Origin of the sequence: Streptomyces sp. NPDC006458 (assembly GCF_040612135.1) — a bacterium.
GTDB lineage: Bacteria > Actinomycetota > Actinomycetes > Streptomycetales > Streptomycetaceae > Streptomyces.
In genome coordinates this window covers 162,389-185,624 of the sequence record NZ_JBEXPR010000005.1, presented here as the reverse complement: position 1 = coordinate 185,624, position 23,236 = coordinate 162,389, and the positions used below count along the sequence as shown (strand labels likewise).

The following is a 23,236-nucleotide window of genomic DNA, read 5'->3' as shown; positions in this document are numbered from 1 at the left end:
TCACGACCATCCCCGGTCGCCCTCCGTGAGAGCGCACAGCAGAGTCAGGTCGTCCCCGGTCCGTTCGGCGGCGGCCGGCCCGGACAGCAGGGCGTGCAGCGGCGCGGCGCTTCCGCCGCCGCGGCGCAGCGCGGCCGCCAGGGGCGGCAGGAAGCGGGGGCTGGGCAACGGCCCGGCGGCGTCGGGCAGTCCGCGTACGCAGGGGTGGTCGAGCGCGAGCGGCGCGCAGCCGTCGGTGGCGAGGACGACACCGGACAGCTCGGGCTCCCACACGGTGAAGGTGCGCACCCGCAGCCGGGCGGCCGGGGAGGTCGTGTACGCCGGAGGGGGACCGCCCGGGGCGGGCGGAGGCAGCACGAGATGGCACCGCTCGCGGGGGACGTCCGCGCGGTCCGGCGCGTTCGGGCGGTCCGGCGCGTTCGGGCAGTCCGCCGCGTTCGGGCAGTCGCGGCCGTTCGGGCAGTCGCGGCCGTTCGGGCAGTCGCGGCCGTTCGGGCAGTCGCGGCCGTTCGGGCGGTCGGGGCTTTCGGGGGCTGCCGGACCGCTCCGGCCGCTCCGGCCGCCCGGAGCGTTCCGGCCGTCCCCGCCGCTCTGGCCGTCCCAGCCGCTCTGGCCGTAGGTGGCGTGCGGGACGTCGGTGGCGTGCGGGACGTCCGGTCGGGTGAGTACGGCCGCGAAGCAGTCGCCCAGTGACACGAACGCCACCCACGGCACCCGCACACAGGCCACGAGCAGCGCGGCGCCCAGATCGTCGGGCCCGGTGCCGTCCTCGTCCCGGGTGAGCGCGCGGGCGTGGCGCAGACAGGTCTCGGCGAGGAGCGCGCCCCGGTCCGCGGTCCAGGCGGTCCATTCCGGCGCGTCGGCGTCCCGGCCGGGCGGCGGTTCGGCGGCGAGGACCCGGCAGGCGGTGTCGACCGCGAGGTGGGCGCCGAGGGCCGCGCGCGGCCGTGAGCCGACCCCGTCGGCCACCGCGAGGACCACCCCGTAGTCCGTCCGTACCGCCCGGAAGGCGTCCTCGCCGCCCCGCCCGGCGTCCAGGTGCGCGGCTCCGGCGACCGACGCGCCCGAGACGATCACTGGTACTCCCCCTCGATCTCGGCCATCCTCGCCCGGCGCGCCGCGAGGTCCGCGACCTGGGCGTGGACGGCGTCGGCGTCCTGCACCGCGCCGAACCGGTCGGAGCTGTAGAAGAGCAGGTCCAGAATCTGGCCGAAACCGAGACGGTCGAGCAGGTGCGCGCCCTTCGGCGCGAGGACGCGGAGCAGGTCGAGGTCCGCGCCGCGCACCCCGACGGCCTGGAACACCCACTCGCGGTCCCGCTCGCCCTGCCGCAGTGCCCACGCGGTGTCCTGGAGGGCCTCGGCGTCCAGCGGCCGGCCCTCGGCGTCGCTGGGCGCTCCGTCGGTCAGGACCCACAGGAACGGCCGGATCACCTGCACCCGGCGCGCCCTGAGCGTGCTCAGCCGCTCCCGGGCGAGGGCGAGCGCCGCGTCCACGGCGTCCGTCATACGGGTGTACCCGGAGGCGGCGAGCCGGGGCGGCCGCATCCCGTCCACGGGTACGAACAGCCGGTCCGCCGGGAGGGATTCCACCGGCACGAGGGTGTGTTCGCGCGGATCGTAGGCGCGCACCCGCGAGTCGAAGGTGATCAGACAGACCTCCACGCGCGAGCGCAGCCGCCCATGGCCCCGTACGCCGTCGAACCACGCGGTGAGGGCGTCGTTGAGCTCGTCGATCCGGGGCCGTTCGGCGGGCCGGGCCATGGACGCCGAGGTGTCCAGCAGCAGCACCACCGGCTGCCGCTCGTCGAACCCCTCACCGAAGGCCGTCGTCACGCGGGCCCCTGTGGCGCCGGACGGACGAGGAGGCGGCCGGTGGACGGATCGGCCCGCACCTCGGCCGCTGCGCCGGGCAGCAGTCCCGGTGCCTCCGGCAGGGCGCGCAGCAGGACTCCTTCGACGAGGACGTACACGTCGGGATCGGGCCAGGTCGTCACCCGGCCCACCGCACCGTGCGCCCATCGCGCCATTCCCCCGTCCGTGCGATTCACAGTAGGTGATGTCCTGTCAACTCAAGGAATACTCACTGCAATTGAAGTGAAGCAGCGCGCCGGGTCGGGGACGGGTCGGCGTCAGGTCGTATGCCGGCGGGGACGGGAACGCCCCCCGGCGCCGTCAGGTCGTGCGGGGGTGGCCGCTCGGGCGGACCCGTTCGGGCAGTCGCTCGACGAGCTCCGCGGCGCGTGAGTCGCGGACCACGACATGGATCTCCCAGTCCGCCCCGCGCGCGGCCTCCGCCTCGACCGCCGCCCAGATCGCGTCCAGGCTGACCTGGCGGGGCAGTCCGCCGCGGCCCGCCCCGAGCAGTGGGAAGCAGACGGAACGCAACTGCGGCCACGCCCCGTCGCGTTCCTCGGCCATCACCTCGAACACCCGGGTGGCCGCGCGGGTGATGTCGGCGGGCAGCACCTCGTAGTCGTTGGTCCCGGCCCTGGGCACGGCCACCACGGCGTGGTAGATCCGCCGCACGCCGCGGGCGGCGAGCGCCCCGCCGGGGGTGGCGGCGACCGTGCCGGGCAGCACGGGCCGGCCCGCGGTCCCGTGTCGGTCGGCCCAGGCGCGCAGTTCGTCGCTCACCGGGTCGGCCATCAGGTCGCCCGTCACCCCGCGCACCGAGCCGGCCCGGCGCAGCGAGGCGGCGACCGAGGACTTGTAGGTCTCGGGCAGCGCGAGATGGGTGTTGGCGGGTGAGACCACGACGTCCACGTCGCGCAACAGGTCCACGGGGTGGACATGGACCGTCAGCGGCAGGGTGCGGCCCCCGGCGGGCACCTCCACGACGCGGTGCGTGCGCGTGCCGCCGTCCGTCGGCGCGCCGTCCGGCGTCGTCCCGTCCGGCGTCGTCCCGTCCGGCCTCCGCCCGGGGGCCTCGGTGGTGGCGGCGAGCCGCGTGACGGCTTCCGCGATCTGTTCCAGGACCATCACCTCGTGGTCCTTGCGGAAGCGTTCCACGCTCACCCCGTACACCTCGGCCGCGCGGCGCCGCCGGTCGGCGGCCGGCCAGTCCCGGGTCCCCTGGGCGAGGCCGAGGGTGTACGCGGCGGCCGTGCGCAGTGTGCCCGCGTCCAGGGCCGAGACGGCTCGGCGGAGAAGTCCCTCGACCGACCCGTCGGGCGCGCCGAGTTCGGCCGCCCGGCGCAGCGCGGTCAGCTGCACTCCACGCAGCCTGACCAGGCCGGCCCGGCGGACGGCCTTGAGCTCGGCCACTATCGACGCGTGATCGACCCCCGTTGGCATGCCGGCCACGATGGCACCGGCCGCCACGGCCGACAAGGCGCGTGTCCGGCGTACCGCATCACTCCGGCCACGGTGGCACCACCCCGCCCGCAGCGGTGCGAGCACCCGGTCGACCTCGGCGAGCCCGGCGGGGAGCCCGGCCCGACCACGCTCCGGCCGAGCCCGTCCACCCTTTCGGTGTCCGTCGTCCCCGTGGGCGGCGCCCGTGCGCATGTCGTCGGGCGGTTCGCCGAGCCGTGCGAGGGGCGCGCCGCCCGGCCGGCGGTTCCCGCTCGGCCACGAGTCGGCCGCCCCCCAGGGGGCGATACCGGTCACCGCGACCGCCCACGCGGCCGCACCACCGGCGTGCACGGCATCCCCTTCCCGCCCTGCCGACCGGCTCCCCCGCCGTCCAGCAGAGCACACCGCACCCGCGCGGACGCCCGCCGAGCCGGGGAACGACGGCGAGGCGCCCGGGGAACGACCGGCGCGGGAACCGCTGTCACTCCGCGGCGCGGTACAGCTCCGTGAGGAGTTCGATGACCGGCCGGGCCGCGGGGTGCGGGTCGTCGCGCCACCAGGCGAGGCGGACGGCGACCGGGGCGGCGTCGCGCACCGGGCGGTAGACGACGCCTGGGCGGCGGTACTGGTGGGCGGTGGACTCGGCGGTCATGCCGGCACAGCGGCCCGAGGCGATCACCGTGAGCCAGTCGTCCACGTCGTGCGTCTCCTCGACGGCGGGCCGGGACTCCGGCGGCCACAGCTCAGGGGTGGTGGTGCCGGTACGGCGGTCCACCAGCAGGGTGCGGTCGCTGAGGTCGGAGAGACGCAGCGAGCGGCGGCGGGCCAGCGGGTCGTCGGCGGCGAGGGCGCACAGCCGGCGCTCCAGGCCGACGATCGCGCTGTCGAAGCGGCGATCCTCCAGCGGTCTGCGCACCACCGCCAGGTCGCAACTGCCCTCGGCGAGGCCCGCGGTGGCGGAGTTGACACGGACCAGATGGAGTTCGACGGCGGGCTGCGCCGCGCTCCAGCGGCGCTGGAAGGCGAGCGTGTGACGTCCGAGCGCGGCCCACGCGTAGCCCACCCGCAGCCGCTGGGAGCCCTGTCCGGCCTCCCGGACCAGGTCGTCCACCTCGGCGAGCACCCGCCGTGCGTGCGCGAGGACGCGCAGCCCGGTGGCGGTGGGCGTCACCGAGCGGGAGGTGCGCCGCAACAGCCTTACTCCCAGGGCGGTTTCGAGTGCGGCGAGGGTGCGCGAGACGGCCGCCTGGGAGACACCCAGGGCGAGCGCGGCGTCGGTGAAGGTGCCCTCCTCGACGATGGCGACCAGGCAGCGCAGATGGCGGAGTTCCACATCCATGACCTCAGCGTATGGATCGGCCTGTCGATGCATTGTGCGCAAGCCCGCGCGGACCGCACTCTCGACACATGCCGACCGCCGCCACCAGCGCCTCCGCCACCGCCGCCGACCCCCGCGCCCGCGTCACCGGCCCGCCGGGGGTGCGTCTCGCGGGCGTCGTCACGATGGCCGGCAGCGGACTGTCCAACCAGACCGGGGCGGCCCTCGGCGCGCTCGCCTTCCCGGTCATCGGGCCCGTCGGGGTCGTCGCGGTGCGCCAGTACGTCGCCGCCGCCGTGCTCTCGGCGGTGGCCCGGCCCCGGCTGCGCTCGCTGACCGGGCGGCAGTGGCGGCCAGTGCTGCTGCTGGCGCTGGTGTTCGGGACGATGAACCTGTCGCTGTACAGCGCCGTGGACCGGATCGGTCTGGGGCTCGCGGTGACACTGGAGTTCGTCGGGCCGCTGGTCATCGCGCTGACCGGGGCCCGCCGGCGTCTGGACGCCGTCTGCGCGCTTCTCGCCGCGGCCGGGGTGGTCACGCTGATGCGGCCCCGGCCCTCCGCCGACTACCTCGGGATGACACTCGGGCTGCTGGCGGCCGCGTGCTGGGCGTCGTACATCCTGCTCAACCGGACGATCGGTGAGCGCATACCGGGTGCGCGGGGCGCGTCGGCCGCGGCCGTGGTGTCGGCCGGGCTGTTCCTGCCGGTCGGTGCGGTCGTCGCGGCCGTCCGTCCGCCGACGGCCGGGGCTCTGGGGTACGCCGTGGCGGCCGGGGTGCTGTCCTCGGCGGTGCCCTATCTCGCCGACCTGTTCACCCTGCGCCGGGTGCCGGCCCAGGCGTTCGGGCTGTTCATGAGCGTCAACCCCGTGCTCGCCGCGCTGGTCGGGCTCGTCCTCCTCGGGCAGCGGCTCGGACCGGCCGACTGGGCGGGCATCGGGGCGGTGGTGGCCGCGAACGCCGTGAGCATGGCGACGCGACGGCCTTGATCAGCTGAGAAAGCGCAGCTCAGACCACTATTCACCGCGTATATAATCGCTGTGTATAGTCCCGGCATGCCTTCTCTGACCAAGAAGCTTCCGACCCGGAAGATGAAGAAAACGGGGCCCGGGTTCCGCGCCGCCGCCCGGCTCGCCACGGCCGCCACCGCCCTGACGCTCACGCTCACGGGGTGCACGGGCCTGGAGACGACCGCACCCAGCTCCGTGCGGGCGCGTGCCCTCGCGGGCGCGCCCGCGCAGTTCGGGACCGTCGACTGCCGCAGGGCCAGGTGCATCGCGCTGACCTTCGACGCGGGGCCGAGCGAGAACTCGCCGCGGCTGCTGGACATCCTGAAGCGGGAGGGGGTCCCGGCGACCTTCTTCCTGCTGGGCAAGCGGCACATCGACACCTACCCGGAGCTGGTGCGGCGGATGGCCGACGAGGGCCACGAGACAGCCAGCCACACCTGGGACCACCGCATACTCACCGAGCTGAAGCCGGACGAGATACGTGAGGAACTGAAGCGTCCCACCGAGGAGATAGCCCGGCTCACCGGACGCACCCCGACCCTGATGCGCCCGCCGCAGGGCCGCACGAACGACACCGTGCACGAGATCTGCCGCGAGCTGGGCCTGGCGGAGGTGCTCTGGAGCGTGACGGCCAAGGACTACACGACCGACGACCCGGCGCTGATCCGGCAGCGCGTCCTGGACCAGTCCTCCCGCGACTGCATCATCCTGCTGCACGACCTCTACCCGGGCACCGTCCCGGCCGTACCCGGCATCATCAAGGCCCTCAAGGAACGCGGCTACGTCTTCGTGACGGTCCCTCAGCTCCTGGCCCCCGGAAAGGCGGAGCCGGGAAGGGTCTACCGCTGACCCGGCCACAGCGGGCACCGCGCGACAAAGGCTCCGCTCCGACGCGCGTCACGTGGTGGGCCGTCACACTCCTGCGGGTGCCGGACTGCCTAGGATCCTCGCGTGGTCCTCTTCCTCCTCAGGCGCACGGTGCCGCTCCCGCCCGACGAGGCCTGGCGCCGGCTCACCCACTGGCCCCGGCACGGCGACGCCGTCCCGCTCACCCGCGTCACGGCGAGCCCGGCCCCGCCCACCCGGGAGGGCACGCTCGTCGTGGCCCGCAGCGGACTCGGGCCGCTCGGCTTCGACGACCGGATGGAGGTCACGGTGTGGCGGCCTCCGGCCGACGGCGGACCGGGGCTGTGCCGGCTGGAGAAGCGCGGCCGGGTGGTGCGCGGCTGGGCCGAGATCGAGGTGCTGCCGGAGCCGGGCGGACGTGCCCGGGTGCTGTGGCGCGAGGAGCTGGGCGTGCGGTTCCTGCCCGGGGCCCTCGACCCGCTGCTGGGGGCCGCGGCGCGGGCGGTGTTCGGCCGGGCGGTCGACCGGCTGCTCGCGGCGGCCTGATCACACCGGCGGCCGGCTCACCCCCTCACGCCACCGACCCGATCCGCGTCGCCGGCGCCGACGTCAGGTCGTGGTGGATCGGCGTGTGCGCCCCGGTGAGCGAAACCCCGCTGCCGCCACGCCGGTTGGCCACGATCTCCGCGCCGATGGACAGCGCCGTCTCCTCGGGCGTACGGGCGCCGAGGTCCAGGCCGATCGGGGACCGCAGGCGGGCCAGCTCCAGTTCGGTGACACCGACCTCGCGCAGACGGTCGTTGCGGTCGAGGTGGGTGCGGCGCGAGCCCATCGCCCCGACGTACGCCACCGGCAGCCGCAGCGCGAGCTTCAGCAGCGGCACGTCGAACTTGGCGTCGTGGGTGAGGACGCACAGGACGGTCCGGCCGTCGACGTCCGTGCGCTCCAGGTATTTGTGCGGCCACTCGACGACGATCTCGTCGGCGTCGGGGAAGCGGGCCGAGGTCGCGAACACGGGGCGGGCGTCGCACACCGTGACGTGGTAGCCGAGGAACCTGCCGACGCGGACCAGCGCCGAGGCGAAGTCGATCGCGCCGAAGACGATCATGCGCGGTGCGGGTACGGAGGACTCGACCAGCAGCGTGAGCGGTGCTCCGCACCGCGAGCCCTGCTCTCCGATCTCCAGGGTGCCGGTGCGGCCGGCGTCCAGGAAGGCGCCTGCCTCGGCGACGACCGTGCGGTCCAGCTCGGGGTGGCCGCCGAGGCCGCCCTCCCAGGTGCCGTCGGCGCGCACCAGCAGCCCGCGGCCCCTCAGATCCGCGGGGCCGGACACGATCCGCGCCACCGCCGCCGCCTCCCCTCGCGCGGCGGCGGTGAGCGCGGACGCGACCACCGGCCGGACGGGGTCGCCCGCCCGGACCGGGGTGACCAGGATGTCGATGACGCCGCCGCAGGTGAGCCCCACGGCGAAGGCGTCGTCGTCGCTGTACCCGAAGCGCTCCAGGACGGTCTCGCCGTCCGCGAGGGCCTGTTGGCACAGCTCGTACACCGCGCCCTCCACACAGCCGCCGGACACCGAGCCGATCGCCGTGCCGTCGGCGTCCACCGCGAGGGCGGCGCCGGGCTGGCGCGGGGCGCTGCCGCCGACCGCCACCACCGTGGCGACGGCGAAGTCGCGGCCCTGCTCGACCCACCGGTTCAGCTCCTCGGCGATGTCCAGCATGTCTCGGTCTCCTTAACAGCGTTTGTGTGAAGGGGCGTTGAGCGACCCGGGCGAGTGGGGCGTCCGGGACGGTGATCACTCCGGGCTAGTGGACGCCGAGCCAGCCCTCGATCGGGTTCAGGGCGAAGTAGACCAGGAAGATCACGGTCAGGCCCCACATGAAGAGGCCGATCTCGCGTGCCTTGCCCTGGGCGATCTTGATGGCGACATAGGCGATGACACCGGCCGCCACACCCGTGGTGATGGTGTACGTGAACGGCATCAGCACGACCGTGAGGAACACCGGGATCGCGGTGGCCCGGTCGGACCAGTCCACGTGCCGGGCGTTCATCATCATCATCGCTCCGATGACCACCAGGGCCGCCGCCGCGACCTCGCCGGGCACGATCGCGGTGAGCGGGCTGAGGGGGGACGGCCCGAGGCGAACGTTCGGTCTGCTTCCGGCCCGCCGCGAGCGGGGCGGCGGGCCGGGGAGTACTCCGGGCGGCGCGGGGAGCTGTGACGTTCCGTGCGCCGCCCGGAGGGTCTAGGACCTGTCCGACGGAACATGCCGGCGTCGCGGCGGCTGACCCCTACAGCCGGCCCGATCCGCCGGACAGGCCCTGCTCACGCCGTACCGGTGAGGTGTTCCGGTCGTACCGGCGTGCGGTCCAGCTCCAGCCCGGTCGCGTCGCGGATGGCCGCGAGCACGGCCGGCGTCGACGAGAGGGTGGGGGCCTCACCGGCGCCGCGCAGCCCGTACGGGGCGTGCTCGTCGGCGAGTTCGAGCACGTCGACGGGGATGGTCGGCGTGTCGAGAATCGTGGGGATCAGGTAGTCCGTGAAGGAGGGGTTCCTGACCTTGGCCGTCTTGGGGTCGACCACGATCTCTTCCATGACCGCCACACCCAGACCCTGGGTGGTGCCGCCCTGGATCTGGCCGATGACGGACAGCGGGTTGAGGGCCTTGCCGACGTCCTGGGCGCAGGCCAGCTCGATGACCTTGACCAGGCCGAGTTCGGTGTCGACCTCGACGACCGCGCGGTGCGCGGCGAAGGAGTACTGGACGTGGCCGTTGCCCTGGCCGGTGCGCAGGTCGAAGGCCTCGGTGGGGCGGTGCCGCCACTCCTCCTCCAGCTCGACGGCCTCGTCCTCCAGCACGTCCACGAGGTCGGCGAGGACCTCGCCGCCGTCGGTGACGACCTTGCCGCCCTCCAGCAGCAGCTCCGCGGTCGCCCAGGCGGGGTGGTAGGAGCCGAACTTGCGGCGGCCGATCTCCAGCACCCGTTCCCGGACCAGCTCGCACGTGTTCTTCACGGCGCCGCCGGTCACATAGGTCTGCCGGGAGGCCGAGGTCGAACCCGCCGAGCCCACCCGGGTGTCGGCGGGGTGGATGGTCACCTGGGCGACGCCCAGTTCGGTGCGGGCGATCTGCGCGTGGACGGTGACACCGCCCTGGCCGACCTCCGCCATGGCCGTGTGGACGGTCACGACGGGCTCGCCCGCGACGACCTCCATGCGGACCTTCGCCGTGGAGTAGTCGTCGAAGCCCTCGGAGAAGCCGACGTTCTTGATGCCGACCGCGTAGCCGATCCCGCGCACGACGCCCTCGCCGTGGGTGGTGTTGGACAGACCGCCCGGCAGCTGCCGTACGTCCGGGCCCTCGCTGGACTCCCACTGGCGCTCCGGCGGTAGCGGCATCGCCTTGACGCGGCGCAGCAGTTCGGCGACCGGGGCCGGGGAGTCGACCGGCTGTCCTGTCGGCATGATCGTGCCCTGTTCCATGGCGTTGAGCTGCCGGAACTCCACCGGGTCCATGCCGAGCCGCTTCGCCAGCTTGTCCATCTGCGCCTCGTAGGCGAAGCACGCCTGGACCGCGCCGAAGCCGCGCATGGCGCCGCAGGGCGGGTTGTTGGTGTAGAGCGCGAGGGCCTCGATGTCCACGTCGTCGAGGACGTAGGGGCCGACGGACAGCGAGGCGGCGTTGCCGACCACGGCCGGGGAGGTGGAGGCGTAGGCGCCGCCGTCCAGGACGATCCGGCACTTGAGGTGGGTGAGCTTGCCGTCCTTGGTGGCGCCGTGCTCGTAGTAGAGCTTGGCGGGGTGCCGGTGGACGTGTCCGAAGAAGGACTCGAACCGGTTGTAGACGATCTTGACCGGCTTGTTCGTGCGAAGTGCCAGCAGACAGGCGTGGATCTGCATCGACAGGTCCTCGCGGCCGCCGAAGGCGCCGCCGACGCCGGACAGCGTCATGCGCACCTTCTTCTCGGGCAGGCCGAGGACGGGCGCGATCTGGCGCAGGTCGGCGTGCAGCCACTGGGTGGCGATGTAGAGGTGGACGCCGCCGTCCTCCTCGGGCACGGCGAGGCCGGACTCGGGGCCGAGGAAGGCCTGGTCCTGCATGCCGAAGGTGTACTCGCCCGTGACGATCACATCGGCCCGCTTCGCGGCCTCGTCCGCGTCGCCGCGGACGATCGGCTGGCGGTGGACGATGTTCGGGTGCGGGACGTGGCCCGAGTGGCGGTCGTCGCGGCCCTCGTGGATGAGGATCGCGTCGGGGGCGGTGGCGGTGGCCTCGTCGGTGATGACGGGCAGTTCCCGGTACTCCACCTTGATCTTCGCGGCGGCGCGGCGGGCGGTCTCCGGGTGGTCGGCGGCGACGATCGCCACCGGCTCGCCGTGGTGGCGCACCTTGCCGTGGGCGAGGACCGGGGTGTCCTGGATCTCCAGGCCGTAGTTCTTCACCTCGGTCGGCAGGTCGTCGTACGTCATGACGGCGTACACGCCGGGCATGGCGAGGGCCTCGCCGGTGTCGATGGACACGATCTCGGCGTGGGCGACCGGGGAGCGCAGGATCTGGCCCCAGAGCATGTCCTCGTGCCACATGTCGGACGAGTACGCGAACTCGCCGGTGACCTTGAGGGTGCCGTCCGGGCGGAGCGTGGACTCGCCGATGCCGCCCTTGGTCTCGGACGCCTGTGTGATCTTCGTGGGAGCGCCGTTGGTCGGCATGGTGGTCAGACCCCCTCGGACTGGCGGGCGGCGGCCAGGCGGACCGCGTCCATGATCTTCTCGTAGCCCGTGCAGCGGCACAGGTTGCCCGACAGGGCCTCGCGGATGTCCGCGTCGGTCGGGTTGGGGTTGCGCTCCAGCATCTCGTCGGCGGCGACGAGCAGGCCGGGGGTGCAGAACCCGCACTGGACGGCGCCGGCGTCGATGAACGCCTGCTGGACGGGAGAGAGCTCGTCGCCCTCGCCGGTCTGCGAGTCGGTGCCCTTGGCGCTCCAGTCCCGGGCGTCCTGGAGGGTGGTGCCCAAGGCGCCGGTCGCGCAGCCGCCGTGCTCGGCGCGCTGCTTGGCGAAGTCGGCCAGGCCCTCGACGGTGACGACCTCGCGGCCCTCGACCTGGCCGGCCGCTACCAGGCAGGAGCAGACCGGCACGCCGTCCAGGCGGACCGTGCAGGAGCCGCACTCGCCCTGCTCGCAGGCGTTCTTGGAGCCGGGCAGGCCGAGCCGCTCGCGCAGGACGTAGAGCAGGCTCTCGCCCTCCCAGACGTCGTCGGCCTCCTGCGGACGTCCGTTGACGGTGAAGTTGACGCGCATTACGCAGCTCCCTCCGAGATGCGGCGGGCGCCGCGGTACGACTCCCAGGTCCAGGTGAGCGTCCGGCGGGCCATGACGCCGACCGCGTGGCGGCGGTAGCTCGCGGTGCCCCGGACGTCGTCGATCGGGTTGCAGGCGGCGGAGCACAGCTGCGCGAACTGCTTGGCGACCGACGGGGTGATGATCTTTCCGTTGTCCCAGAAGCCGCCCTCTTCCAGCGCCGCGTTCAAGAACTCCTCGGCTGTCTTCGCCCGGACGGGTGTCGGGGCGGCGGAGCCGATGCCGGTGCGGACGGTGCGCGTCTCGGGGTGCAGGGCGAGACCGAAGGCGCACACGGCGATGACCATGGCGTTGCGGGTGCCGACCTTGGAGAACTGCTGGGGGCCGTCGGCCTTCCTGACGTGCACGGCCCGGATCAGCTCGTCGGCGGCGAGGGCGTTGCGCTTGACGCCGGTGTAGAACGCGTCGATCGGGATCAGCCGGGAGCCCCGTACGGACTCCACCTCGACCTCGGCGCCCGCCGCGAGCAGGGCCGGATGGGCGTCGCCGGCCGGGGAGGCGGTGCCGAGGTTGCCGCCGACGCCGCCGCGGTTGCGGATCTGCGGGGAGGCCACCGTGTGCGAGGCGAGCGCGAGGCCCGGCAGCTCGGCACGGAGGTTCTCCATGATCTTCGTGTAGGGCACGGAGGCGCCGAGCCGCACGCTCGCCTCGCCGACCTCCCACTCGTAGAGGTCGCCGATGCGGTTGAGGTCCAGGAGGTACTCGGGCCGGCGGTGGTCGAAGTTGATCTCGACCATCACGTCGGTGCCACCCGCAATCGGCACAGCGGTGGGGTGCTCCGCCTTCGCGGCGAGCGCCTCCTCCCAGCTGGCGGGGCGAAGGAAGTCCATGACCGGCTCTCTTCTTCGTCTGTGGGTCGTTCAGATTGAGCCAATCCGTGTGCGGCGGGCCCGGCTCGTTCATGTCCTGTTAACGCGGAGTGGAGCCAGTACACAGCGCGGTGCTCCGGTCGGGTCAGTCACCGAAACCATGAAGGAGTTGGCTGGTCGCGGTAGGCATCTTGTAGATTCGTATGAACGGAGGTCATCAGTAACCTCCCTGCTCTCCTGCGGAAACGTGAGACACAGCCCACGTGACCTGGGACACGGCCCGGACCGGCGGTCCGGCGACCCGCGAGCACGGCCGCTCCGCCCGGCGGACGGGCCCTACCCGTCAAGAATCATCGTAGTTTTCGAGACAGAAGAACGGCGGCGACGAGAATGCGGTTGCGCGCACTGCTGGACACGGACGCGCTGGGCCTCAGGCTGCTCGGCGGCGAGGACGAGCTGGACCGCACCGTGCGCGGCGTCATGACGACCGACCTGAAGGACCCCAGCCGCTACCTGTCCGGAGGCGAGCTGGTCCTGACGGGCCTGGCCTGGCGCCGGGACACCGACGACTCCGAGCCGTTCGTACGGATCCTCGCCCAGGCCGGTGTCGCCGGCCTCGCGGCCGGCGAGGCCGAGCTCGGGGACGTGCCCGACGATCTGGTCCTGGCCTGCGCCCGGCACCGGCTGCCCCTGTTCGCCGTGCACGAGTCGGTGGCCTTCGCGACCATCACCGAGCATGTCGTACGGCAGGTCAGCGGCGAGCGCGCCGGGGACCTGGCGGCCGTCGTGGACCGGCACCGGCGGATGATGACCTCCGGCCCCGCGGGCGGCGGCCCCGACGTGGTCCTGGACCTGCTCGGCTCCGACCTCGATCTGCGCGCCTGGGTGCTGTCCCCGGCCGGACGGCTGATCGCGGGCCCCAAGGTCGGCGGACCCGCGCTGCCGGCCGAGACGTGCGCGACGCTCGCGGGCGAGCATCTGGCGGCCGTCCGCACCGGGCGGCGCGGCCCGCACCGGATGCTGGTCGGCTCGACGCCGTACAGCCTGTTCCCGATCCGCAGCTGGGGCCACCGTCCGCCGGGAGCCGGGGCCGGGCGGCCCCCGCAGGCCTCGCGGGACGTGCGCGAGAGCGTGCTGTCGGACTGGCTGCTGGCCGTCGAGGCGGACGCGGGCGACTGGCCCGAGGAGCGCCTGGACCTGGTGCACGGTGTCACCCAGCTGATCGCGGTCGAGCGCGACCGCCGCGACGCCGCCCGCACGGTCCGGCGCCGCCTCGCCCAGGAAGTGCTGGAGCTGGTCCAGACGGGCGCGGCGCCCGCCGAGATCGCGGCCCGGCTGCGGGTCGCGGCGCCGGTGCTGCTGCCCGGCCTCGGGGCCGCGCCGCACTGGCAGGTGGTCGTGGCCCGCGTGGAGTGGGAGGGCGGCGAGCTGGAGGGGGGCCCGGTCGCCCAGTCGCTCCTGGAGGAGATCCTCGTCGACCCCAGCAGCACCGGTCCCGAGCCCTCCGACCGCATCGCCGTCGCCCACACCGGCGACGAGGCCATCGCCCTGGTGCCGCTCCCTGCGGTCGGCGGCGAGTCCGACGGCGCCGACCCCGGCGTCATGGCCGACGCGCTGCTGAAGGCCGTACGGGAGCCGCTGGCGGCCGGTCTGGACGACGACGGGCGCCTCACACTCGGGGTCAGCGCGGCCGTGCACTCGGCCGAGGGGCTGCGCGGCGCGCTGGAGGAGGCGCGGCACGCGCGGCGGGTCGCGGCGGCCCGCCCCGGCCGGGTGTGCGCGGCCGGCCACCAGGAGCTGGCCTCGCACGTCCTGCTGCTGCCCTTCGTCCCCGACGACGTCCGCCGCGCCTTCACCGCCCGTCTGCTGGACCCCCTGCGCGACTACGACCGCCGCCACCGCGCCGAGCTCGTCCCGACCCTGGAGGCCTTCCTGGAGTGCGACGGCTCCTGGACCCGGTGCGCCTCCCGGCTCCACCTCCACGTCAACACCCTGCGCTACCGCGTCGGCCGGATCGAGCAGCTGACGAGCCGTGATCTGTCCCGCCTGGAGGACAAGCTGGACTTCTTCCTGGCGCTGCGGATGAGCTGAGCGCCCTGGGGGTAAGTGCCGGGCATCGCGTGGCGGGCGGGAATCACCGGACGGCCCCCGGGCGGGTGGGCGACCCACGACTTTGTGAAATCCTTCACCCACCCTCTTGGCCGAGCGCCTTGATCCGTGCTGAGATGCGGCCACCACTCAAGGCTCGATGGCGTGCTCGGGGAGGGCGAGGTGGCGTATACCGCCATGTCTGGTTACGGAACGACCGCCGGTGACGATCCACTCCAGACCGCGGTATGGCGGCTGCGCTCGCGGGCCTGCTGGGCCGACGCGGCCGCGCTGCTCCAACCGTCCTCCGCGGCGGCCGCGTTGCAGCGGGCCGCGCTGCTGGTGGAGCGGTGTCTGTACACCGAACAGGGCTGGGGCGCGGCGGAGGACGCGCTGCGGGTCGCCGAGGCGGTCGCGCACAGCGACGAGGAGCGCGGCGCCGCGGCTTGTGAACGCGGGCACTTGGCCTACGCCGCCACCCTGCTCAAGGTGCGCGACCGGGCCGACGAGGCGCGGGCCGCGCTCGGCCGGGCGGCCGCGCTGATCAGTCCCGACACCGCCGGGCGGGCCCTGCTGGACTACCGGCGCGGGCTGGTCGCCCAGAACCTGAGCGGCTCGGCGCAGGCCGCGCGGGCCGCGTTCCGGCGGGCCCACGCGGGCGCCGCCGCGCACGCGGACCCGCTGCTGCTGTCCTCCACCTGGCGGCACCTGGCCGGGCTGGCGCTGCGGGAGGGCGAGTTGGCCGAGGCCCGGCACGGCTTCGCCGAATCGCTGCGGCTGCGCGAGGAGTTGGGCTACCTGGTCGGCACGGCTCCGGCGCTGGCGTCCCTCGCCGACGCCGAGACCGAGCCGGAGGCGTCCCGGTTGCGGGAGGAGGCGCGGCGGCTGTTCCGGCTGCTGGGCGGTGTGCCCACGTGGCTGGCGGGGCAGTTGGCGCCACCGCCCGCGGCGACGGCGTGACGGCCGGGGGCGGCCCGCCTCAGATCGCGGGCCTGAAGTGCTCCCGCAGCAGCGCCCGCACCCGCTCCCCGTCCCCGCACATCAGGGCGTCCAGCAGGGCGGCGTGCTGGGCGGCGTCGGCCATCAGCTCGGTGCGCAGGTGGCGGCCGGTGGTCAGCGGCCACTGGGCGCGGCGGTGCAGATCGTCGGCGACGCGGACGAGCTGGTCGTTGCCCGCGAGGGAGAGCAGGGCCCGATGGAAGGCGCGGTCGGCCTCGGCGTAGGTCGCCCGGCAGCCGGCGGAGGCGGCGAGGACGGTGGCCTCGGCGAGGGGGCGCAGCTCGGCCCAGCGCTCGGCTGGGGCGGCCGTGGCGAGCCGCAGCAGCACCGGCACCTCCAGCAGGGAGCGCACCTCGGCCAGCTCGGCGAGCTCGCGGGCGTCGCGCCGCACGACGCGGAAGCCGCGGTTGGGCACGACCTCGACGGCGCCCTCCTGGGCTAGCTGCTGCATGGCCTCGCGCACGGGTGTGGCGGAGACGCCGAAGCGGTCGCCGAGCGCGGGCGCGGAGTACACGGTGCCGGGGGTCAGCTCGCCGGTGACGAGGGCGGTGCGCAGCGCGTCGAGGATCTGGCCGCGCACGGAGGAGCGCTGCACGACGGGCCTGAGCCCCGGGATGGGCGCCTCGGCGGCGGGGTGCTCGCCGCGTACGGCGGCGGCGTAGGTGCCACGCTCGCGGGCCTCGGGGGTGGCGGCCTGCTGCTGCGGCACCCGGACGGGGCTGATGCCCGGTTCCGGAAGGCCGGTTCCGGCGGCGGAGCACTGCGCGCCCTGGTTCACGGGTCCTCCTCCGGGCTTGTCGGTACTTGGGGTCATTACGGCGGGTTGTCACTCGTCCGTCAAGCACCTTAGGCGTAAGGCCGGACAGTTCAAATTCCGGACGGAGCCAGTAAGGTAAGCCTTGCCTACTTGAAGTGCGGGCCCTCTGCTCACGCCCGCACTCCTGCTCCCACCCCCGCCCCCGCCCCCGCTCGTCCCCTCGTGAATCGGTGGTCCCGGAATGCCTGTCCCCGCCTCGGCCCTCGCGGACGCCCACGCCCGCCTCACCGAGGCCTACCCGGGCCTGACCGTCACCGAGCTGAGCTGGTCCGAGCCCCTGCCGGAGGGCGACGGATGGGTCACCGCCGCCTCGCTCGCGGCCGGAGGCGAAGCCCTGGAGACCTTCCTGGCCTGGGACGACGCCCAGATCCTGCGGGACTACGGACAGCGCGGCCGCCCGGACGTCGTCGCGAGCTTCGGTCTGCACCGCTACGCCTGGCCCGCCTGTCTGCTGTTCACCGTGCCGTGGTTCCTGCACCGCCGGGTGCCCCGCCACGGCGTGGCGGACGTGTCCTACGACCGCACCGCCGGCCGGCTGGCCGTGCGCACCGCCTCCTTCGCCTGTCTGCCCGGCGACCCGGCCGCCGCCCTGCCCGGCGCCCGCGTGGTCGACGGCGAGGACGCGCTGCGCGCCGAGCTGCGCGCGGCGGTGGCCGAACACCTGGAGCCGCTGCTGGCGGCCTTCGGGCCGCGGCTGCGGCGGCGCGGCCGGGCCCTGTGGGGCATGGTCACCGACGAGGTGGTCGAGGGCCTGTGGTACGTCGCCGGGCAGCTCGGCGCGGACGCGGAGCGGCGGGCGAGGCGCGAGCTGGAGCTGCTGCTGCCGGGCTCGGCCGTGCCGTACGTCGGCACGCCCGGGTTCCGCGAGCTGAACGGGCCGAAGGGCGAGGCGCTGCCCACCCGGGACCGGGCCAGCTGCTGCCTCTTCTACACGCTGCGCCCCGACGACACCTGCGTCACGTGCCCGCGCACCTGCGATGCCGACCGCGTCGCCAAGCTGACGGCCGCCACGGCCGCCTGACGTCCGTTCAGTGGGACGGAGCACTGCAGTTCAGCCGCTAGGATCGTCGCGAACGAGGCCCCCCGCTCGGTTACAGCGGTTTCACAATTTTCTCACTCGGCACAGGAACTTTCCGTGGAACCACCCGTACGGGTAGTCTTATTCGAACTCAACTCCCGCGCCTCAAGCGGCAGTTCGAGCAGAAAGCCGTCTTGGGCAACCCCTTGCGCCTCGTTGGCGGCCTCTTGCCCCGAAACCCCCTGAGGACCGGAGGGTTTGGGTCACTATGGCGGGCGTTACGCCCTATCCCAATGCAAGGGACCCCAGATGAGACTGACCGACATATCGCTGAACTGGCTGCTTCCGGGCGCCGTACTGCTCCTGGGCATGCTGGCGGCGGTGGCGGTGCTGCGCGGCAAGCGCTCCATGGGGAAGGACTCTGGCTCGGAGGACTCGTGGGAGCGCAGCGAGGAGCGCCGCAGGCGCAAGGAGGCGCTGTACGGCACGTTCTCCTACGTGCTGCTGTTCTGCTGTGCCGCGGTGGCCGCCGCGCTGTCCTTCCACGGCCTGGTCGGCTTCGGCGAACAGAACCTCGGCCTGACGGGCGGCTGGCAGTACCTGGTCCCGTTCGGCCTGGACGGGGCGGCCATGTTCTGCTCCGTCCTCGCGGTGCGTGAGGCCAGCCACGGCGACGCCGCGCTCGGCTCCCGGATACTCGTGTGGACCTTCGCCTTCGCCGCGGCCTGGTTCAACTGGGTGCACGCGCCGCGCGGCCTCGACCACGCGGGCGCCCCGCACTTCTTCGCGGGCATGTCCCTCTCCGCGGCCGTGCTGTTCGACCGGGCGCTGAAGCAGACCCGCCGGGCCGCGCTGCGCGAGCAGGGCCTGGTGCCCCGGCCGCTGCCGCAGATCCGCATGGTCCGCTGGCTGCGGGCGCCGCGCGAGACGTACAGGGCCTGGTCGCTCATGCTCCTGGAGAACGTGCGCAGCCTCGACGAGGCCGTCGAGGAGGTGCGCGAGGACATGCGCCAGAAGGAGGAGAACCGGCTGCGCCGCCGCGATCAGCAGCGCGTGGAGCGGGCGCAGCTGAAGGCCATCAGCCGGGGTCACCGCGGCCCGTTCCCCGGCCGTGGCCTGGGACGGCAGGCGGAGGTGCCGGCGGTGGAGCGCGCGAGCTCCGAGCGCGTCACTGCGGAGCCTGCCATATCGACGCCGGAGCAACTGCCCGTGCGTACGCGGCCCTCCCTCCAGCCGGTGCGCCAGAGCACTGAGCCGATCACCGTCGACCTCACCGCGGAGGACGACACCATGGCCCTGCCGCGCCTGGACTCCCTGGAGCGCAAGCTCAAGGACCTGGAGCAGCAGTTCGGCTAGGAACGGCGTTGAACGCGGCAGGGGCACGGCTCGTCAGGGGCCGTGCCCCTGCCGCGTGGTCAGGGTTTCACGCGGCGTCGGCGCCGAGTTCGAACCAGACGGACTTGCCCACCCCGTGCGCCTGCACACCCCAGTCGTCGGCGAGCGACTCGACCAGGATGAGCCCTCGGCCGTGCGTACCGTCGTCGGCGGCCGGTACGCGTGGCCGGGGCCTGCTGCCCACGAAGTCCCGTACCTCCACGCGCAGTCCGCGGGTGGAGACGACGGCGGTCAGGACCGCTTCGCGGTCGGTGTGCACGAGTGCGTTGGTGACGAGTTCGCTGGTGAGCAGCTCCGCGATGTCCGCTCGTCCCGGCCTCCCCCAGTGCCGTAACAGTTCCCGCAGTTCGCGGCGCGCCTCGGGCACCGCCCTGAGGTCCGCCCGTCCCAGTCTGCGGCTGATCTGCGGCTCCCGTTCGGGAGCGCCGGCGGCCCGGTCCCGGGCCGAGTGTGAGGACGCCCCGAATGTGAGCGGACCGCCCCTTGGTGCCTGCCTTTTCATGACCCCCGCCTGCGCGCCGATGCCGGTTTCCCCTCTGATCGAACACGTTCACGGGAATCCATGCCCCGTCGGCACCGGGACAGTCATACGGGTTGACAGAGCTGTCAGAGGTTCGGACCTTGCCTGTCAGGGCCGGGGCACGTTGCGCAGATTGGAGCGGGCCATCTGGAGCATGCGCCCCACGCCTCCGTCCAGCACAATCTTCGACGCGGACAGGGCGAAGCCGGTCACCATGTCGGCGCTGATCCGCGGCGGGATCGACAGCGCGTTCGGGTCGGTCACCACATTCACGAGCGCCGGTCCCTTGTGCCTGAAGGCGTCCTTGAGCGCGCCTGCGAGCTGTCTCGGCTTCTCCACGCGCACGCCATAGGCGCCGCAGGCGCGGGCGACGGCCGCGAAGTCCGGGTTCTTGTTCGCGGTGCCGTACGACGGCAGCCCGGCGACGAGCATCTCCAACTCGACCATGCCAAGCGAGGAGTTGTCGAACAGGACCACCTTCACCGGCAGGTCGTACTGGACGAGCGTGAGGAAGTCGCCCATGAGCATGGCGAATCCGCCGTCCCCGGACATCGACACGACCTGCCGGCCGCGGTCGGTGAACTGCGCGCCGATCGCCATCGGCAGGGCGTTGGCCATCGAGCCGTGGGAGAAGGAGCCGATGATCCGGCGCCGCCCGTTGGGCGTCAGGTAACGGGCCGCCCAGACGTTGCACATGCCGGTGTCGACGGTGAACACCGCGTCGTCGTCGGCGAGTTCGTCGAGCACCGAGGCCACGTACTCGGGGTGGATCGGCACATGCTTGTCCACCTTGCGGGTGTAGGCCTTGACGACCCCTTCCAGCGCCTCGGCGTGCTTCTTCAGCATCTTGTCCAGGAAACGCCGGTTCTCCTTGGGCCGCACCCGCGGGATGAGACAGCGCAGGGTCTCCTTGGCGTCGCCCCACACCGCGAGGTCCAGCCTGGAGCGGCGGCCGAGGCGTTCGGGCCGTACGTCGATCTGCGCGATGGTCACGTCGTCGGGCAGGAACGCGTTGTACGGGAAGTCCGTGCCCAGCAGGATCAGCAGGTCGCACTCGTGGGTGGCCTCGTAGGCGGCGCCGTAGCCGAGCAGACCGCTCATGCCGACGTCGTAGGGGTTGTCGTACTGAATGAATTCCTTGCCGCGCAGGGCGTGGCCCACCGGGGACTTGATCTTCCCCGCGAACTCCATCACCTCGGCGTGGGCGCCCGCGGTACCGCTGCCGCAGAACAGCGTGATCCGTTCGGCGCGGTCGATCAGCTCGACCAGCCTGTCGATCTCGGCGTCACCGGGGCGCACCGTGGGCCGGGCGGTCACCAGGGCGGTCTCGGCCGTCTTGTCCGGGGCGGGCTGGGCGGCGATGTCGCCGGGCAGGGCGACGACGCTGACGCCGCCCCGGCCGATCGCGTGCTGGACGGCGGTCTGCAGCAGCCGGGGCATCTGCCGGGGGTTGGAGATCAGCTCGCTGTAGTGACTGCACTCGCGGAACAGCTGGTCCGGGTGGGTCTCCTGGAAGTAGCCAAGGCCGATCTCGCCTGAGGGGATGTGCGAGGCGAGCGCGAGGACCGGGGCCATGGAACGGTGGGCGTCGTACAGGCCGTTGATGAGATGGAGGTTGCCGGGGCCGCTGGAGCCCGCGCAGGCGGTCAGCCTCCCGGTGATCTGGGCCTCCGCGCCGGCCGCGAAGGCGGCCGTCTCCTCGTGGCGCACATGCACCCAGTCGACGGCGGAGCTGCGGCGTACGGCGTCCACGACGGGGTTGAGGCTGTCGCCGACCACCCCGTACAGGCGTCTGACCCCGGCGCGGGCGAGGATGTCCACGAACTGCTCGGCGATGTTCTGCTTGGCCATGGTGGTCGGGTGCCCTTCGGTCTCCGGGAGGATCCCTGTGGGTTTCCATCAATCCACACCCGGGCCCGCTACGCCTCCCACACGGCCGCCGCCGTACGGTCGTCGGCGTACCCCTTGACCCGGACCTGGCTGTCGGCGAGGAATTCCGCGAGGCCGGGTGCCTGAGGGCCGGACCACCGGTCGGTGAGATGCGCGCACAGCTCCGGCTCGCCGCGCAGGGGCTCCGCGAGGCCGCCCGTGCACAGCAGCAGCGTGTCACCCGGCCGGGCTACCGAGGCGCGGAAGCGGAAGGGTTCGCGGGGTGGCCGCGGGGCGGGTTCGTAGGGGCTCGGGGGCTTCGGGATGCCGAGTTCGAGGGTGAGCCGGTCGCCCTCGGGGGTCTCGGCGGGTGTCGCGGCGAGTGCCTCGGCGGACGGCGAGCCGAAGCCGACGACGGGCTCGCCCGTCACATCGGTCGCGGCGGGCTCGATGTCTCGCCACACCCCGTCCCGCAGCCGGAACAGCCCACCCGCGCCGACCCCGAAGAACACCCGGGTACGGCACTCGGGGTCGCCCGGCAGCAGCAGACAGCGCAGGGTCGCCGCGTACTCCGCCGGGGACACCCCCTGCTCGGCGGCGCCGGCCCGCAGCTTTCCGAGGCTGCGGTCGGTGAGGCGGTGCAGTCCGGACTTCAGGTCGCCGCGCCGGCCGGAGCGGATGTCCTGCGCGAGCCGCACATGGCTGCGCCCGACGGCCTGCCCGATCCACCGGCAGACCTCGGCCGCCGCCCGGTGCGCCCCCGTGGTGGCCCGCGCGCCGGTCGCCATCGCGACGAGCACCAGGGCCTGCTCGCCGGCGCCGAACCGGGCGACGAGCAGCGCGTCCCGCCGCGGCTCGCCCCGGTACCGGGCCGAGTCCCCGCGCACGGACACCGCCCGCAGTGTGCCCGCCCCGCACCGGGCGCCGTCCAGCACGGTGTCCGCGACCAGATCGTCGAGGCCGTCGGGGTCGGCCGGGGGCAGGGTGGTGGGCTCGGCCTCGTAGGTGGGCGGACCGGAGCCGAGGTGGACGGGCCGGGGGGCGGGGGCGACGGACAGCCGCTCGGTGTCGGCGTCCTTCGGGGTTCCGCCCGGGGGTGGTGCCGCGTCACCGGTCGCCGACGTGGTGTCGCCCGCCGGTGCCCGCCGGGTCGAGGCCGCCGGACCGGGGTCGGCCGGGAAGGTGGCCGGACCGGCCGGTACGGCGGGCGGGCGCTCCCAGGGGGCGCGGGTCCGTGGCTGACGGGTGGCGGAGCGAGGGCTGCCGGGCCTGTCGTCGGCGGCGCCGGGGTCCGGCTCACGGGCGGGCGCACGGGGATCCGGCTCACGGGCAGGCGCACGGGGATCCGGCTCACGGGCCGCACCGGCGGCGGTGGGCGCGGCCCCACCGTCACCCGCGCGGGGTGGGGGGACCGGCCCGGCCCCGGTGCCCGCCGGGGAGGCCGGTGCCGGGCCCGCGCCGGAGTCCGCGGGGTCCTCCCCGGCCGCCACCCCCGAGGCCGAGGCGAAGCGGTCGTCCAGGGAATCCGCCGCGGCCGTGGGGCCGGTGTCCGAAGTGCGGTCGTCGTAAAGCTGCCCCCACCAGTCGTCCTCGGGAGCGGGATCGGTGGGCCTTCCCCCCTGCTGGCTCATGACCCTCATTGTCCACCGCGCGGGCGCGTTGAAAACGGGGCATCGGGAAAATCCCGCGCGCCCGTGTCAGCGCTGACGGAGCGTCAGGGAGCCTTCGCACGGGGGTGCGAGCACACGTGTCAGGTGTCGCGCGGCGGGCCGGACCGTGCCGGACAGGCCCTCGGGGTGGCCACCGGGCGGCTCCACCCCCCACGGGAGAACCGCCCGGTGACGTTTGTGTGACCCGGGTCCGGCTCCCCTGCGCTCGAACGCGTGC

The 23,236-nt window shown here is 73.8% G+C and carries 20 protein-coding genes and 1 pseudogene; 7 read left to right on the top strand and 14 right to left on the bottom strand.

Annotated features, from left to right (window positions below; all coding sequences use genetic code 11):
• The 5 genes from ABZZ79_RS09010 to ABZZ79_RS08990 form a co-directional block, all read right to left on the bottom strand.
• Positions 1–1,077, bottom strand: a complete 1,077-nt coding sequence (locus ABZZ79_RS09010) for a protein phosphatase 2C domain-containing protein (protein WP_356688026.1) — start codon at positions 1,075–1,077, stop codon at positions 1–3.
• Positions 1,074–1,835 (bottom strand): hypothetical protein, encoded by a 762-nt coding sequence (locus ABZZ79_RS09005; protein ID WP_356688024.1) that lies wholly within the window; start codon positions 1,833–1,835, stop codon positions 1,074–1,076. Before ABZZ79_RS09005 ends, ABZZ79_RS09010 begins: the two co-directional genes overlap by 4 nt.
• Positions 1,832–2,029 (bottom strand): hypothetical protein, encoded by a 198-nt coding sequence (locus tag ABZZ79_RS09000; protein ID WP_356688022.1) that lies wholly within the window; start codon positions 2,027–2,029, stop codon positions 1,832–1,834. The genes ABZZ79_RS09005 and ABZZ79_RS09000 overlap by 4 nt, the downstream gene beginning before the upstream one ends.
• A gap of 145 nt (positions 2,030–2,174) precedes the next feature.
• Positions 2,175–3,296, bottom strand: a complete 1,122-nt coding sequence (locus ABZZ79_RS08995) for a macro domain-containing protein (RefSeq protein ID WP_356688020.1) — start codon at positions 3,294–3,296, stop codon at positions 2,175–2,177.
• A 481-nt stretch (positions 3,297–3,777) separates the two neighbouring features.
• On the bottom strand, positions 3,778–4,635 hold the full coding sequence (locus ABZZ79_RS08990) for a LysR family transcriptional regulator (protein ID WP_356688018.1): 858 nt from the start codon (positions 4,633–4,635) through the stop codon (positions 3,778–3,780).
• 164 nt (positions 4,636–4,799) lie between these two features.
• Between ABZZ79_RS08990 and ABZZ79_RS08985 the strand changes: the two genes are divergently transcribed.
• The 3 genes from ABZZ79_RS08985 to ABZZ79_RS08975 all read left to right on the top strand — a co-directional run bounded on the left by ABZZ79_RS08985 (position 4,800) and on the right by ABZZ79_RS08975 (position 7,016).
• The gene (locus tag ABZZ79_RS08985; protein ID WP_356688278.1) at positions 4,800–5,603 is read left to right on the top strand and encodes an EamA family transporter; all 804 of its coding nucleotides are present in this window, start codon (positions 4,800–4,802) and stop codon (positions 5,601–5,603) included.
• Positions 5,604–5,705: 102 nt separating this feature from the next.
• On the top strand, positions 5,706–6,473 hold the full coding sequence (locus tag ABZZ79_RS08980; protein ID WP_356688276.1) for a polysaccharide deacetylase family protein: 768 nt from the start codon (positions 5,706–5,708) through the stop codon (positions 6,471–6,473).
• A 102-nt stretch (positions 6,474–6,575) separates the two neighbouring features.
• Positions 6,576–7,016 (top strand): SRPBCC family protein, encoded by a 441-nt coding sequence (locus ABZZ79_RS08975; protein ID WP_356688016.1) that lies wholly within the window; start codon positions 6,576–6,578, stop codon positions 7,014–7,016.
• 25 nt (positions 7,017–7,041) lie between these two features.
• Here the strand turns inward: ABZZ79_RS08975 and ABZZ79_RS08970 are convergent, their stop codons facing one another.
• From ABZZ79_RS08970 to ABZZ79_RS08950, 5 genes and pseudogenes are all read right to left on the bottom strand, one after another.
• Positions 7,042–8,193, bottom strand: a complete 1,152-nt coding sequence (locus tag ABZZ79_RS08970) for an XdhC/CoxI family protein (RefSeq protein ID WP_356688014.1) — start codon at positions 8,191–8,193, stop codon at positions 7,042–7,044.
• Positions 8,194–8,278: 85 nt separating this feature from the next.
• Positions 8,279–8,596: pseudogene (locus ABZZ79_RS08965) on the bottom strand (NCS2 family permease); the annotation flags it as partial.
• Between the two features lie 203 nt (positions 8,597–8,799).
• Entirely contained in the window at positions 8,800–11,184 is a 2,385-nt protein-coding gene (locus tag ABZZ79_RS08960; protein WP_356688012.1) for a molybdopterin cofactor-binding domain-containing protein, read from the bottom strand.
• Positions 11,185–11,189: 5 nt separating this feature from the next.
• The gene (locus tag ABZZ79_RS08955; RefSeq protein WP_356688010.1) at positions 11,190–11,774 is read right to left on the bottom strand and encodes a (2Fe-2S)-binding protein; all 585 of its coding nucleotides are present in this window, start codon (positions 11,772–11,774) and stop codon (positions 11,190–11,192) included.
• Positions 11,774–12,664: an FAD binding domain-containing protein gene (locus ABZZ79_RS08950; protein ID WP_356688008.1), complete on the bottom strand. Its 891-nt coding sequence runs from the start codon at positions 12,662–12,664 to the stop codon at positions 11,774–11,776. The genes ABZZ79_RS08955 and ABZZ79_RS08950 overlap by 1 nt, the downstream gene beginning before the upstream one ends.
• 369 nt (positions 12,665–13,033) lie before the next feature.
• Between ABZZ79_RS08950 and ABZZ79_RS08945 the strand changes: the two genes are divergently transcribed.
• Positions 13,034–14,734 carry a PucR family transcriptional regulator ligand-binding domain-containing protein gene (locus tag ABZZ79_RS08945; RefSeq protein WP_356688006.1) on the top strand — a complete coding sequence of 567 codons (1,701 nt, stop codon included), beginning with the start codon at positions 13,034–13,036 and terminating at the stop codon, positions 14,732–14,734.
• A 180-nt stretch (positions 14,735–14,914) separates the two neighbouring features.
• Positions 14,915–15,691: a hypothetical protein gene (locus ABZZ79_RS08940; protein WP_356688004.1), complete on the top strand. Its 777-nt coding sequence runs from the start codon at positions 14,915–14,917 to the stop codon at positions 15,689–15,691.
• A 19-nt stretch (positions 15,692–15,710) separates the two neighbouring features.
• Here the strand turns inward: ABZZ79_RS08940 and ABZZ79_RS08935 are convergent, their stop codons facing one another.
• Positions 15,711–16,508: a GntR family transcriptional regulator gene (locus tag ABZZ79_RS08935; protein ID WP_356688002.1), complete on the bottom strand. Its 798-nt coding sequence runs from the start codon at positions 16,506–16,508 to the stop codon at positions 15,711–15,713.
• A gap of 220 nt (positions 16,509–16,728) precedes the next feature.
• On the opposite strand from ABZZ79_RS08935, the gene ABZZ79_RS08930 reads away from it, so the two are divergent.
• Both ABZZ79_RS08930 and ABZZ79_RS08925 read left to right on the top strand, forming a co-directional pair.
• Positions 16,729–17,568: a (2Fe-2S)-binding protein gene (locus tag ABZZ79_RS08930; RefSeq protein WP_356688000.1), complete on the top strand. Its 840-nt coding sequence runs from the start codon at positions 16,729–16,731 to the stop codon at positions 17,566–17,568.
• Between the two features lie 306 nt (positions 17,569–17,874).
• A complete protein-coding gene (locus ABZZ79_RS08925; protein WP_356687998.1) occupies positions 17,875–18,921 on the top strand; it encodes a DUF2637 domain-containing protein in 1,047 nt (348 codons plus the stop codon).
• A 67-nt stretch (positions 18,922–18,988) separates the two neighbouring features.
• On the opposite strand, the gene ABZZ79_RS08920 is transcribed toward ABZZ79_RS08925, so the two are convergent.
• The 3 genes from ABZZ79_RS08920 to ABZZ79_RS08910 form a co-directional block, all read right to left on the bottom strand.
• On the bottom strand, positions 18,989–19,462 hold the full coding sequence (locus ABZZ79_RS08920; RefSeq protein WP_356687996.1) for an ATP-binding protein: 474 nt from the start codon (positions 19,460–19,462) through the stop codon (positions 18,989–18,991).
• A 126-nt stretch (positions 19,463–19,588) separates the two neighbouring features.
• On the bottom strand, positions 19,589–21,331 hold the full coding sequence (locus ABZZ79_RS08915) for a pyruvate dehydrogenase (protein ID WP_356687994.1): 1,743 nt from the start codon (positions 21,329–21,331) through the stop codon (positions 19,589–19,591).
• Positions 21,332–21,399: 68 nt separating this feature from the next.
• The gene (locus ABZZ79_RS08910) at positions 21,400–22,980 is read right to left on the bottom strand and encodes a protein phosphatase 2C domain-containing protein (RefSeq protein ID WP_356687992.1); all 1,581 of its coding nucleotides are present in this window, start codon (positions 22,978–22,980) and stop codon (positions 21,400–21,402) included.
• Positions 22,981–23,236 lie beyond the last annotated feature (256 nt).

Excerpts from the sequence above, each read along its gene's own strand:
- ABZZ79_RS09000 (WP_356688022.1), bottom strand. The coding sequence starts at position 2,029 with ATGGCGCGATGGGCGCACGGTGCGGTGGGCCGGGTGACGACCTGGCCC.
- ABZZ79_RS08995 (WP_356688020.1), bottom strand. The coding sequence starts at position 3,296 with ATGCCAACGGGGGTCGATCACGCGTCGATAGTGGCCGAGCTCAAGGCC.
- ABZZ79_RS08990 (WP_356688018.1), bottom strand. The coding sequence starts at position 4,635 with ATGGATGTGGAACTCCGCCATCTGCGCTGCCTGGTCGCCATCGTCGAG.
- ABZZ79_RS08985 (WP_356688278.1), top strand. The coding sequence starts at position 4,800 with ATGGCCGGCAGCGGACTGTCCAACCAGACCGGGGCGGCCCTCGGCGCG.
- ABZZ79_RS08980 (WP_356688276.1), top strand. The coding sequence starts at position 5,706 with ATGAAGAAAACGGGGCCCGGGTTCCGCGCCGCCGCCCGGCTCGCCACG.
- ABZZ79_RS08970 (WP_356688014.1), bottom strand. The coding sequence starts at position 8,193 with ATGCTGGACATCGCCGAGGAGCTGAACCGGTGGGTCGAGCAGGGCCGC.
- ABZZ79_RS08960 (WP_356688012.1), bottom strand. The coding sequence starts at position 11,184 with ATGCCGACCAACGGCGCTCCCACGAAGATCACACAGGCGTCCGAGACC.
- ABZZ79_RS08955 (WP_356688010.1), bottom strand. The coding sequence starts at position 11,774 with ATGCGCGTCAACTTCACCGTCAACGGACGTCCGCAGGAGGCCGACGAC.
- ABZZ79_RS08950 (WP_356688008.1), bottom strand. The coding sequence starts at position 12,664 with ATGGACTTCCTTCGCCCCGCCAGCTGGGAGGAGGCGCTCGCCGCGAAG.
- ABZZ79_RS08945 (WP_356688006.1), top strand. The coding sequence starts at position 13,034 with ATGCGGTTGCGCGCACTGCTGGACACGGACGCGCTGGGCCTCAGGCTG.
- ABZZ79_RS08930 (WP_356688000.1), top strand. The coding sequence starts at position 16,729 with ATGCCTGTCCCCGCCTCGGCCCTCGCGGACGCCCACGCCCGCCTCACC.
- ABZZ79_RS08925 (WP_356687998.1), top strand. The coding sequence starts at position 17,875 with ATGAGACTGACCGACATATCGCTGAACTGGCTGCTTCCGGGCGCCGTA.
- ABZZ79_RS08920 (WP_356687996.1), bottom strand. The coding sequence starts at position 19,462 with ATGAAAAGGCAGGCACCAAGGGGCGGTCCGCTCACATTCGGGGCGTCC.
- ABZZ79_RS08915 (WP_356687994.1), bottom strand. The coding sequence starts at position 21,331 with ATGGCCAAGCAGAACATCGCCGAGCAGTTCGTGGACATCCTCGCCCGC.
- ABZZ79_RS08910 (WP_356687992.1), bottom strand. The coding sequence starts at position 22,980 with ATGAGCCAGCAGGGGGGAAGGCCCACCGATCCCGCTCCCGAGGACGAC.